The sequence below is a fragment of the Rahnella bonaserana genome (assembly GCF_019049675.1).
GTDB classification, from domain to species: Bacteria; Pseudomonadota; Gammaproteobacteria; order Enterobacterales; family Enterobacteriaceae; genus Rahnella; species Rahnella bonaserana.
In genome coordinates, this window is sequence record NZ_JAFMOW010000051.1 from 14,336 (window position 1) to 26,314 (window position 11,979).

12 protein-coding genes and 2 pseudogenes are annotated in these 11,979 nt (G+C 48.7%); 3 read left to right on the plus strand and 11 right to left on the minus strand.

What is annotated here, in order from left to right:
• Positions 1-67: 67 nt before the first annotated feature.
• Positions 68-362: pseudogene (locus J1778_RS03475) on the minus strand (Rpn family recombination-promoting nuclease/putative transposase); the annotation flags it as partial.
• Positions 363-564: 202 nt separating this feature from the next.
• Between J1778_RS03475 and J1778_RS03480 the strand changes: the two are divergent.
• A complete protein-coding gene (locus J1778_RS03480; RefSeq protein ID WP_217172015.1) occupies positions 565-1,254 on the plus strand; it encodes a helix-turn-helix domain-containing protein in 690 nt (229 codons plus the stop codon).
• Here J1778_RS03480 and J1778_RS03485 read toward each other — a convergent pair.
• The 8 genes from J1778_RS03485 to J1778_RS03520 form a co-directional block, all read right to left on the minus strand.
• Entirely contained in the window at positions 1,237-1,833 is a 597-nt protein-coding gene (locus J1778_RS03485; RefSeq protein ID WP_217172016.1) for a bifunctional 4-hydroxy-2-oxoglutarate aldolase/2-dehydro-3-deoxy-phosphogluconate aldolase, read from the minus strand. The two genes, J1778_RS03480 and J1778_RS03485, sit on opposite strands and share 18 nt — an antisense overlap.
• On the minus strand, positions 1,823-2,716 hold the full coding sequence (locus tag J1778_RS03490) for a 2-dehydro-3-deoxygalactonokinase (RefSeq protein WP_217172017.1): 894 nt from the start codon (positions 2,714-2,716) through the stop codon (positions 1,823-1,825). The genes J1778_RS03485 and J1778_RS03490 overlap by 11 nt, the downstream gene beginning before the upstream one ends.
• Complete coding sequence (locus tag J1778_RS03495; RefSeq protein ID WP_217172018.1) at positions 2,713-3,609, minus strand: dihydrodipicolinate synthase family protein; 897 nt, start codon at positions 3,607-3,609, stop codon at positions 2,713-2,715. The genes J1778_RS03490 and J1778_RS03495 overlap by 4 nt, the downstream gene beginning before the upstream one ends.
• The gene (locus J1778_RS03500; RefSeq protein WP_217172019.1) at positions 3,603-4,766 is read right to left on the minus strand and encodes a mandelate racemase/muconate lactonizing enzyme family protein; all 1,164 of its coding nucleotides are present in this window, start codon (positions 4,764-4,766) and stop codon (positions 3,603-3,605) included. The genes J1778_RS03495 and J1778_RS03500 overlap by 7 nt, the downstream gene beginning before the upstream one ends.
• Before the next feature lie 17 nt (positions 4,767-4,783).
• Positions 4,784-6,106, minus strand: coding sequence for an MFS transporter (locus tag J1778_RS03505; RefSeq protein ID WP_119824754.1), 1,323 nt, complete (start codon positions 6,104-6,106; stop codon positions 4,784-4,786).
• 337 nt (positions 6,107-6,443) lie between these two features.
• The gene (locus tag J1778_RS03510; RefSeq protein ID WP_183065295.1) at positions 6,444-6,881 is read right to left on the minus strand and encodes a hypothetical protein; all 438 of its coding nucleotides are present in this window, start codon (positions 6,879-6,881) and stop codon (positions 6,444-6,446) included.
• A gap of 50 nt (positions 6,882-6,931) precedes the next feature.
• The gene (locus tag J1778_RS03515; protein ID WP_120162489.1) at positions 6,932-8,320 is read right to left on the minus strand and encodes a sensor histidine kinase; all 1,389 of its coding nucleotides are present in this window, start codon (positions 8,318-8,320) and stop codon (positions 6,932-6,934) included.
• Positions 8,320-8,997 carry a response regulator gene (locus J1778_RS03520; RefSeq protein ID WP_120162488.1) on the minus strand — a complete coding sequence of 226 codons (678 nt, stop codon included), beginning with the start codon at positions 8,995-8,997 and terminating at the stop codon, positions 8,320-8,322. Before J1778_RS03520 ends, J1778_RS03515 begins: the two co-directional genes overlap by 1 nt.
• Positions 8,998-9,203: 206 nt before the next feature.
• On the opposite strand from J1778_RS03520, the gene J1778_RS03525 reads away from it, so the two are divergent.
• A complete protein-coding gene (locus tag J1778_RS03525; protein ID WP_015689968.1) occupies positions 9,204-10,040 on the plus strand; it encodes a MipA/OmpV family protein in 837 nt (278 codons plus the stop codon).
• A gap of 122 nt (positions 10,041-10,162) precedes the next feature.
• Here the strand turns inward: J1778_RS03525 and J1778_RS03530 are convergent, their stop codons facing one another.
• The gene (locus tag J1778_RS03530; protein ID WP_217172020.1) at positions 10,163-10,912 is read right to left on the minus strand and encodes a hypothetical protein; all 750 of its coding nucleotides are present in this window, start codon (positions 10,910-10,912) and stop codon (positions 10,163-10,165) included.
• Positions 10,913-11,128: 216 nt separating this feature from the next.
• On the opposite strand from J1778_RS03530, the pseudogene J1778_RS24555 reads away from it, so the two are divergent.
• Positions 11,129-11,203: pseudogene (locus tag J1778_RS24555) on the plus strand (glyoxalase); the annotation flags it as partial.
• Between the two features lie 110 nt (positions 11,204-11,313).
• Here the strand turns inward: J1778_RS24555 and J1778_RS03535 are convergent.
• Complete coding sequence (locus J1778_RS03535; protein WP_013578386.1) at positions 11,314-11,823, minus strand: GrpB family protein; 510 nt, start codon at positions 11,821-11,823, stop codon at positions 11,314-11,316.
• Positions 11,824-11,979 lie beyond the last annotated feature (156 nt).

Sequence of the window (11,979 nt, forward strand, 5' to 3'; positions counted from 1 at the left end):
GGTGACGAGGGGAATTCCATGGTAAGAGAAATAAAGCCGCCAATGCGACCAGATAACTACTGTTTCGGAGTTGGCTGTGTACAGCCAGCAATCTGCGCTGGCGGATATGTTTTTGCAGCAGAGTTAGCGTTGCCATACTGCGGTCGGGTATGACCGTCACATCTACCAGTGGACAAGCGTTGCCGTAGAGTTTTCCTGCAAGTTCCGTTTCATCAAATTCCTGCAGCCAATTAGTGGAATACGGATACGGGCTGCGTTTCTCGGTATAGAACAGGATTGGGATGACCAGCGGCAGTTTTGTGACCCGCCTCAAGATGCCGTTGCATGGCGGCAACGGCGTATCTGATGAGCCTGAATGCCAGCAACGTCCGCTCCTGGCACACAGCGGACTGTCATACCTGCTTAAGTCACTGGCTTAGCGTAGGATATTTTCCGTTTTCCAAGCGGCCCCCAGATCGCACAATCCGGGCTGAGCCCCCTCTAAGTGATCTACTATTTTGCGAAGCTATTTAGCACTGTTTAAATGGGGGAAAAAATATCACTTTCCCATAATTGAGGTATGAGATGAACAACACAGTTTATGATGCATTTCGTTGTTTGAAATTATTGTCCTCCGGAAATCGTGCTTTAGGTATCAGGGAGATGGGGCGGACTTTGGAACTGGATTCAGCAAAAGTCACTCGGTTGATGCAAACTTTATTGTCACTGGAAATGGTGGAGCAAGATATACGAAAAAAATATAGTTTAGGGATGGGTATCCACCAGCTCTCTGCCCGTGCGATACATAACTCAACCTTTTATAGCGCAGTGTTGGGAATGCTAGAGGAAATTGGTAGTCACTCTGTTTCTATTGTTGTTGGTATATTAAGCGGGAAGAATGTGACGTATTTAATCCATACCCGTGGTGGGAAAAGTATCGCCCGTGCTATCGGGAATTATGAGTCCTATCCGATTCATGATTCAGTCATTGGCATTAAACTACTCTCAGCCATGAGTGATGAAGAAATAGTCGCTCGCATTGGTGTCCATGACCACAATTTGTTGAAAAATGATATACAAGAGGCAAGGCGACATCAGGTATTTGAAAAAGTATACAGCCAGACAGATTACCGACTGGCGTGTATTATTCCTGGCATGCAAGCAGCCATAGCATTGTCTAATATTCAGGGTGACAAACTCAATATTGATAGTTTTCGCCAATTTTTAATGACTGCAGCACAGAAAATCAGTAGAGGATCATTTCCCATCCTGTAGTAACTGCTGGCAGCGTTCAGCCGTAGTCACCACACTTTGCCCACAACGGTAGAGTGCAGAACCGATACCTACGCTGTCGTAATACTGTAAATAATCGGCTGCATTTTCAATATCAACACCCCCCACTGCGCAGAAGTGGCTTGCTTGTGACAGCGGGCCCTTGATCAATTGCGGGTAGTTAACCGGCAGCGCCGCAGCAGGGAAAATTTTCAGCACATCCACTCCCATCTCACAGGCCGAGAATATTTCGCTACTGGTAAAAACGCCGGCGCAGACATCCAGACCATGACGCTTTGCAGCAGTGACAACACGGAAATCGAGATTGGGCGTTAAAATAAATCCTGCTCCGCGTAAGGCACTGGTTTTCACCTGCTCAGGCGTGAGCACCGTCCCGGCACCCACACGCACCCGGTCCCCAAACTGGCGACTAATCTGTTGCACACTCTGATCCCAGCCAGGGGAGTTGGTGGTGATCTCCACCGTATTGATGCCATAATCCAGCAGACAGGCGACATGTTCTATCGCCTCCTCTGCGGTGATCCCCCGCAGAATGGCGACGACTTTTGCACTATTGATCATCGCGAAAAACCTCATTCAGTCCGGCAATGATTGTGGTTTCAGCTTCAAGCGTGGTGCAACTGACAGATAACACATCGCAGGCCTGGCGATACAGTGACAACAAGGTGCGATTGCCGATAAAGCAGATACTTTCACTCTCTTGCTGCCCGGTCAGGATTTCGTAGCCAATCAGTAAACCTGAAAGGTAGCTTGCAGCATGGTGTGGCTCTATCGCACCAAGAATATATCGCCCGCGGATACGAAACAGCTCGGTAATAATATCACTGGCAGGGTAATCAAAAGATTGCGCAGTGTTGACCCCATGAATAAATGCCGACGTGGAATCTATTTGTTCGGGCAGACCTTTACCCACCACTGAATGGTGAACAACTAAATGATAAAGTTCACCGGTCATAAGGGTGCGTAAGCTCTCAACCTGCTGTTTCGAGCGATCAACAGTTATCCATTTACTGTGCGTCCCCACGGCGGCGAAGCGGCTGGCATCGGTTAACGTTAATGCACCCGCGAGTTGCATCTCCTCACCCCGGCACACTTCATTAACGCGGCGGTCGCATATACCCGGGCGCAGAGTGAGAGGATTGGAGAGTACACCCTTAAGCTCGCGACCTTTGCCAAGTAAGGCGGCAAAACTGAGTGGCAGCTCCAGGTATCCGGCATCGGCAATGCCGATATTGCTGCCAATCATGCCACACAGAATAACCGGGAGCTGTGCGTCCCAGGCATCCTTTAGGCGCAGCAATTGCTGGCGCAGAATATCAGGCAACTGCTCGCGCTGGCATTTTCCCACCCCGCACGTGTCTTCAACCATGCGTGTGACGACGCCATTACGTACACTCAGCGCGCGGAAATTACTGGTACCCCAATCTACCGCAATGTAGTTCATTGGCTCGCTCCGAAGACTGCCAGTGGCAATGCAGCAGTGAGGTTTTGCAATTCATCCCGTGTGATATCATCTATCAGTTTTGCCGGTTCGCGAACGTAGTCCGTGGCAAAAATGCCAGCTTTATGCAAAACGGTTTTGTGGATGGCTACGCCAATACCCGGTTGAACCCCATAACGCAGGAAGGGAAGATAGCGATAAAATTGCGCCTGTGCTTCCTGTTCACTGCGCGGAAAGGCCCGCAGAATGGCATTGATCACATCGGGAAACTCGCAGGCAGGCATGGTGCCAATCACGCCGCGGCGAAGCTCTTCATATAAGAAGCCGGCATTCAGCCCACCAAACAAGCCGACGCTATCACCGAGGGCATTTTTGAGCGCTGTGATTTTGAGAGTGGTCGGCGGTTGTTCAACTTTAATGTATTTGATCGCGGCAAACGCCTGGCAGAGTTTGACCAGCGTGGCGACCGGTATCGTCACCCCTGTCATCATTGGCGCATCCTGGATCATTATCTCTATATCGCAGGCATGACAGATGTCGCGATAAAAATGGAAAATCTCATCCGGGCCGGGTTTAACCACTGAGGGTGGGTTGACCATCGCCACCTGAGCGCCCCATTGCTTAACGCGATTAATATCCTCGATGGCAACGGCTGAGCTGGCTCCTCCCGCAGCGGCGACCAGCGGTAAGTTTCCGGTCAGTCGTTTTACACAATGGAATAGCGCTTCTTTCTCTCCACTGGTTAGCGCATAGCCTTCTGAGGCATTGCCAAACAGCGCCAGGCCGTCAATACCCTGGTTCAACAAGAACCGCACCAGTTTTTCAATTGAAGTGAAATCAACGTTACCTAGCTTATCAAATGCCGTTGCCAGAATTGGCACATTACCCTTTAACATGTTGCCCCCATGACATATTCACGAACACGTTCTTCATTAATTTCAATACCCAGACCGTGGGCTTCAGGTATTTGGTAATGTCCCTGCTCACACACCAGTGGTGTGTTGAGTAGCTGATTAGCAATGGCAAAAACCGGCGGCTGGTACTCCAGCATAAAGAGGTTAGGGATCGCGGCTGCAACCTGGATTGAAGCGGCAATGCAGGGACCTAAGCCGACGCTAAGATGAGGCGCAACCTGTAGATTCCAGGCTTCAGCCATGGAAGCAATGTGCATCATTTCACTGATGCCGGTACGGCCAACATCTGGTTGCAGAATATCGGCAGCGCGTTGCTCGATGAACGGCTTAAACTGATAGCGGGTGCGCTCGGTTTCCCCGATCGCGATAGCGACGGGACTTTTCGCCCGCAATTCACGGTGACCCGCAATATCTTCAGGCAGGAGCGGGGCTTCAAGGAAACCGACTCCTAATGGATGCAAGGCTGCTGCCAATTCAGCGGCTTGCGCCACACTGTAATTCCAGTGGGCATCGAGAAAAATTTCAGCGTCGTTGCCCAACGTTTCACGAATCCCGTTCACGTTTTCGATGTCTTCCCTTACCCCATAGCCCAACGCCAGTTTGAAGGCATTAAAACCTTTGTCTTGCCATTGCTTCGCCAGATGACAGCGGGCAGGCAGGTCGGGTTCGGGCAACCCAGAGACATAGCAAGGAATTGTCTCGCGATAGGCGCCGCCGAGTAACTGATAGACCGGGAGTTGAAGGATCTTGCCTTTCAGATCCCACAAGGCAATATCCACCGCGGCGATAGCATCAATGTGATAGCCAGTAATATGGCCACGGTCGCGCATGGCATCGTACATTTTAGAGTTCAGTACCCCACTGGCGAACGGCGACTGGCCAATCAGTAACGGGGCAAAAAGATGGTTAATTAATTCGGCGATCACCTGAGGTACTACCGGTGCCAGCGCCTCTCCCCAACCGACATACCCTTCATTGGTCGTGATCTTAACCAGGCACGTTTCCATCTTTCGCGAATAGACACAGCGATACTCCGGGCGATAGTAATAATCGCTGTTGTGACCTTCAACACTCCCTCCAAGATAGGCTTGTTGTGGCGTAATTTTCAGCGGGAAACATTCAATATGGCTTATCTTCATTGCGACTCCTGGGCACATTAATCCAAAATTTTTCCAGCGGTTTCTTTAGCAAACCAGACGGCGATAAACGAGATTGCGGCAGTGATCATCACATACCAGGCAGGGGATAAGGGGTCACCGGTTAGGGTGATAAGGCTTGCTGAAGCCAATGGTGTTACACCGCCAAAGACAGCGACAGTCAGGTTATAGGCGATGGCAATACTGCCGTAACGAATTGCGGTCGGGAACAGTTCGACCATAGCTGCGCCGCAACCCCCATTAAACATGGCGACAAAGACGCCGAGCATGCTCATCGCCGCAATGGACGAGCCGACTGATCCCTGGCTCATCACCAGCATTGCCGGGTAAGTCAGTAAAATGAATCCGCCACATCCCATCAGCATCAGTGGCCTGCGTCCCCAACGATCAGATAGATAGCCGGTGAGTGGCATACAAATTGCGACGCTGAGCAGCCCGAGGGTGGTAATTAAATAGGAGTCGGTCCGGCTGTAATGCAAATAGGTGGAGAGATAACCGGGCATAAAAGATTGCAGAACCCAGCTACTTACCGCTTTAACAATCACAAATCCTGTGCAGAACAGAAGGGCAGACATCGAGGTTGAAAGAGATGTGCGCAAAGGTGATTTTTCAATCTTTCCGGCGGCTTTAAGTTTATGAAACTCAGCGGAGTCCTCCATGTTACGGCGCATATACAGGCCACCCAGACCTAATGGCGCTGCCAGCAGAAACGGAATGCGCCATCCCCAGTCGTTCATCACTTCCTCACCTAAGGTATGGGTGAGAAAAAGAACCAACCCGGAACCGCAGACAAAGGCCAAAAAGCTGAAGTTTTCACTCCAGCAGGTCAAGGTGGCTCTGCGGTGGGGCTTTGCGCTTTCCGCCAGATAAGTAATCACACCAGAGCTTTCGCCACCGGCGGCAAACCCTTGTACCAGACGGGTGAATACCAGTAAGACTGGCGCGATTATGCCTACCTGGTGCCAGGTGGGTAAAAGCCCCATTATAAAGGTCGAAATTGACGTGATCACAATGACCGTGACCAGCACTTTACGCCGTCCGAGACGGTCGCCCATCGAGCCAAAGAACAGCCCGCCAAGCGGCCGCATCAAGAAGCCAGAACCGAAAACAGCAAAGGATTTAAGCAGTGCAATTGCCGGGTCGCTACTGGCAAAAAAATTGCTCGCGATAATGGTGGCTAATGTTCCGTAAAGTCCAAAATCAAACCATTCAATAAAGTGACCGATACCGGCTGACAGCATGATTTTTGCTGTGCGCCGGGCTGGCACTTTTTCTCTAGCCCCGCTGTAGTCTGTGGCGTATTGGGTCTCTGTATTGTCCATATCAACTCCCGAGGGTAGGTAGGGTCTCAGTCTTGGTACGACTTTTTAGTAGGTATAGGACGAGTATATTGATTAGATCTCGGGAGATGAGATGGACTGTTGGAATAGCGAGATGAATCAAAATTGAAATGATTTTTTGCTTCATATAATGAAGCAGTTACCGTTATGCTCACGAAGCAGACCAATGTAAAGATCAAGGGCAGCTGTGAGCGAACAGCAGACGTTCGCAGTTGTTCTCATTACTGATGAAGGCATTACTTAAATCGCGGTGTGTAAATCAACGGGGGATTAAGTCATATGGCCTGAGATGCTTCACGGTATTGACGAGAGTGTCGTTCTAGCAAGCTCTATCGCCGTCAGCCCAGCGCTTGATATCACTTATATTTGGCGACCTGATGCCCACACTCAAGATGTTCTTGGTTGTGTATAGGCTGACCTGTGCTTTGTCCCCATCATGTCTTTCTATTTCAATTAGCGTGTTGTTAATCAACAGTCCCTGCGCAAGGAGCTTTTGATTGATCTCACCTTCATTGCGCTCACCGTCAAACTCGCTTAATACGATGACCGGATTTCCTGAATATGCCTCATATTCCAGGCACTGCCTTGCCATGTGTCTTAAGGTTCGATAGGTATCGGAGGGCTCCGTCTTGCTCGTGAAGCTGCCGTCATAGGATGATTGACTGCTTTTTAATTCGCTGACGGTTATGGCGCACCCGCTGATTGAGATAGAAAATAATAGTGTAGACAGCGTCAAATATTTCAATTTCAACTCCATTGTTCTGACAGAGGCCCTCCGCTGGGCTGGTATCAAAATCATGTTTTCTTTCAGGCGGACTTGTGGTTTGGAAAGTCAACAGTAACCATGAGCCCACCTTCTGCAGACGTACTCAGGCATACGCTGCTGTTATGTTGCTGCGCAACCGCTTTGACTATGGCAAGCCCCAGTCCACTCCCGCTTTGTATCTGATTGGGATCGCGAAAAAACCTATCGAACACGCGCTCCCTCAATTCAAATGGAATGCCGGGCCCTGCATCTGAAACACGTAGCTGAGCAGATTTATCAAGTGATCGTACATCTACCTCAACCCGTCCGCCCTCAGGGCTGTACTTCACGGCATTTTCAATTAAATTATCAATCAGCGACATCAGGCGTTCCCTGACGCCTGTGATCCAGACTTCATCATCAGAGTAGAATTCGAGCTCAATCCTGCGCTCAGCCGCCAGCGGTGCCAGTGCAGCCATTCGCTCTTGTATGAGCGTTGTCAGCGGCACAGGCTCCATAACAGTGTCAATGCGCACTTCGCTGTGCATCATCAGCAGCAACTGATTGACAAGACGCGCTGCACGGCTGTTGCTGCGAATAATCCCTGCAAGCAACTCCTGTTGATTATCGCTGCTTACATAGGACTGCAAAGCCTCCACATTGATTCGCATCGCAGCCAGTGGGGTACGCAGTTCGTGAGCGGCATCTGCAATGAAAACCCGTTCCCTATCAGAACTCTCTCGCACCCTGGCGAGAAATAGATTAGTAGCGTCCACCATTTGGCGAAGCTCCATGTGCTTTGGCACTTCTTTTAAGGGAGAGAGATCTTCTGAAGTTCGTAAGGAAATTTCATTTATCACCTTGTTCCAGGGGCGCATTGCAATACGGATTGACAGCCACGCGGGAAACAAAAGAAAAGGAATGCACACCAGTAGCGGCAATATGTAGTATCCACGCGAGTTCAGGTATATAAAAAAGTTCCAGCCGCCGGCAGGCGTGACAAGTGTTACCTCCGCATCGGATCTCCCGGACTTGAGAGTACGGCTAGTCCAGGTGCGACCTTCACTCTGAATGCTCTGAATTTTCCCATACAGGGTGTTTGTCACCCCTGCCGGAGCGCCATCAGATGAATAAATTATCTCTTTATTCTTCCGAACGATTAGGCTGATTGACAGTTTCGGATCTTCACCTCCGCCATAACCTTCCCGCAACGCGGTGCTGAACTTTTCCAGCACCGCGTTGCGATCCTGCGGGCGATCATCCATACGATCAACCAATGTAAGAATGGTTTCGTAGGTATTGTTGCCCGTTAGCATAGGGGGGCTACGCAAGTTCTCCCACAAAATGTAGGTCAGAAAAAGACACCAAAGCAGTGTAAGCAGTAGCATCTGGGCGATCATAATTCGCCGTACGAGCGTTGGAGTTCTCAGGTGGCGCCAAAAATTTCGCATCAACCAGCCCCTTTCTGAATCGGCACAGTATCAATGACATACCCTACGCCCCTCACCGTTCGTACATAGCCGTCGCCGATTTTGCGACGTAAATTACCCATATGCACATCGAGTGCATTGCTCATATTTTCTTTTGCGCCGAATATCCTTTCTTCCAGAAACCTTCGTGTAAGCACGCGATCAGTGCGCATCATTAAAGTTTCAAGCAGCGCGTATTCACTTGCCGTCAACTCAACATTCCGCGCGCTCACTGTCACGCGACGAGTCGGCACGTGGAGAGATAACCCACGAATTTCTATCACCTCATTCTCAAAACCGTAACTGCGTCGCGCAAGGGCTCTCACCCTGGCCAATAACTCGGCAAGAATAAAAGGTTTGACGAGATAGTCGTCGGCACCGGCATCCAGCCCGCACAGGCGATCCTGCAGAGTGCCGCGCGCGGTCAGAATGATGACGGGGATCCCCTTGAGCTGCTGGCGCAAGTACGCCATCAGGCTCATGCCATCGCCGTCGGGCAGTCCGAGGTCGAGCAACACAAGTTCCGGCACGCAGGCATCGAGTTGATGCAGCGCATCCACTTTGCGGCGAACCCATATGACATCTAATCCTTGATCTGCAAGGGCAATACGTACGCCGTTGCCGAGATCCAGGTCGTCTTCGATGAGGAGAATTTTCACAATAGTTACGTTATCAACAGTGAATGAAGAACGTCTGAAGAAAAAAACGGTATCAGGAAATTTATCAGGTTTGTGTCACCGGTACGTGCTTAAGTATTTCTTCATTTTTAGCTCATGAGAACTTTAGGGTGCGTATTCAAACTGAGCGTTCTGGCGTTTAAAACCCGCTTGCATCGTAATCGTTTGAATCCATAAGGACTTCTTTAATGAGCAACTTCGAACTGCGTCATAAGTTCCCCTATTCACTCTCAGGACGCACCCTGATAAAAATGCTGCCGGGCGCGCTGCTGGCGTTACTGGCCACCCCAACACTTGCGGCAGAACCACAACAGGGTAACGCCTTAACGTTGGGAGGAGGCGTGGATGTTACGCCACTTTATTCTGGTTCGGATGAAAACCGCGTCACGACAGCCCTGGTGCTTGATTACTCGATGCATAATGGGTTCTTCGTGAGTACCACGCGGGGTATCGGTTACGGCAACAGCACCGGCAAGCTGGATTACAGTACTGCGCTGAGCTATCGCGCAGGCCGTAAGGATCATGACGTGGACAGCGACTCACTGAGCGATGGCAGTGACGATTTGCGGGGTATGGGCGATGTCAAAGGCTCGGCTATCGGGGCATTGGGTCTGGGGTATAAGGTCACCGACTGGCTTCATTTGCAATTGCAGGCTGAGGTGCCATTTTCTCAGCGGGACAATGGCGCGGCCCTGCATTTCGGCATTATCAGCCCGCTTTATAGCTCATCGGAAAATACCGTGACGATGGCGCTGACCAGCAGTTGGGGAACAGGCAACTATATGCAAACTTACTACGGGGTAAGTTCATCACAGTCAGCCGCATCGGGGTTTAGTCAATATGATGCCGGTTCCGGGATTTATGCCTATTCACTGAATATGGACTGGACACACAAGTTCAACCAAGACTGGAGCGTGGTTGCCGCAACAGGCTTTACGCAGTTGGCTGGTGATGCACGCAACAGCCCGATTGTGCAACGAAAAGCATCGCCCACTGGAAGCTTGAAAGTGACATATAGCTTCTGAACGTAGTGCGATTGCACTGTCAATAAATACACACTCGATCCGCCCCGATACAGATGATGGGGCGGTACTCACAAAGGACGTAAGGATTTCACTTAAAGAAAACTCACGCATTGTTGTTTCTCTTAATTACAGTAACTGGCAAAAATAACGTGCTTATTTCTCATGGAGAGAATCCATTGAGAAGCTGAAATGGCATAGTGAATGTTTTTTATACCAAATTTTTCCAAGTCTTCCGGAGGGTATGAAAACCATTTCTCCGGAAATCTTTCTTTATAGTCATCTTTTAATTGCGGACAAAATGACACCCTGATGTTCACACCAATTCTTCTATAGAATGCAATGTCATCATTTTTTAATTTTTTAAATCCCTGAAGCATAAAAAAATCATCTTTAGAAATATTTCCTGATACTGTTACTTCTCTCTCAGGGCCGTTGACACCACCATGCCACAGAAGATATGAATTATTACCTAGATATTTATTCTTCCCGGCCGGGAAAATATAGTTAGCACAGGCAGAAGCGCAAACACTACGCACATCAACACTGAGGCCATTTTTGTAGATGTAGTCACCTATCTCCATAGCATTTCTGGCATCACCACCAATGCTATTTATAGATATTTTTTTGATGTCATGATTTATGGTTAGATTCAAAACAGCAACGTAAGAAGTGTCTGTAATTTTTCCATTATAATAAAGCACATCCCCCCTGCTATATATTTCAGGAGGATCTAAAAGAACCTTCACGTCCGGGAGATCGATCTCCTCATATGCTCCACATGGTGCCGGGGAAAATAAAAAGACAATCAAAAATGCTGAAGCCATCACTTGATGATTAAAAATGGAAAAAATACTAAAATGGACATGTCTCATTATTTTGAATTCCTTTTCACAACATAAATGGAAAATTAAATATGCAAATCATTTTGACACGTTTTTTTTGTTTCTTTACGGCAGGAGAATAGCCACATTTTCTTTGTGTAATGTATTCTCTAAAATCGCCTGCTTTAAGTAAACAAATGTAAGTGAATGTGTTTTTCATCAATTTTTTTGAATAAAAACTAAAGTGATTGCACAGAACTATGAGCGCAAACAGTCACTCGGCTACTCAGCCCTGAAGGGGTGCTTACCGGATTTACTTTCACCCCCTGGCTCCGGGGTTAATCAATGTCCGCTTTAGGCACCAAACTGCTGTAGGTGAAGCCCATCAGGCTGCTTCGAGCGAGGAGCGGACGTACCACCACATCATGCATTTGTGCCAAAAGTAACTTTTGTTATTTGTAGTCTCTAAGTGCCAGCCGGAGATGATGAGCGATAAAGTCGGCTTTAAGAGTACTATAGAGAGGAATATTATCCTCACTTGCCAGTGCTGCAGCATGCTTTATCTCAGCATACTCATCAGCTTCTTTCTTGTTTTTTCTCAAATAATCGCGGAACGCCAGATGTTTTACTATTTGAGGATTGCCTACGCCAAAAGCATGAACGTGATGACTACGGTGCTCTTCTCCTTTAGTGAAATATCTTCGATTTGGAATTCCATTTTCACCACGAACGCAGTATCCGGCACGCTCCATTGCAAAGTTTAATTTATCCAGCTCATCCAGATCATATACCTCCAGCAATATATCTATGATTGGTTTTGCTGATAGCCCCGGTATAGACGTACTGCCAATATGATGAACCTGTGAAATTACCTTCCCCAGCGTGTTCTGTAATAAGCCCCTTTCAGCCTCATATCGGGTATGCCATTGCTCTTCATACTCCACAACAATGATCCTACGCATTTTTTACTCCGGTTAACTTCTTTGAGGTTTTACTAAACCATCATTTATGTTGATAGCATGATTTGATGTCCGCTCCTGGCACAGAGCGGCTGTTAAATCACGTTCGATCTTATGCCAAGGTTCCTCGGGTGAACGATGATATTCTTGCTGGATATA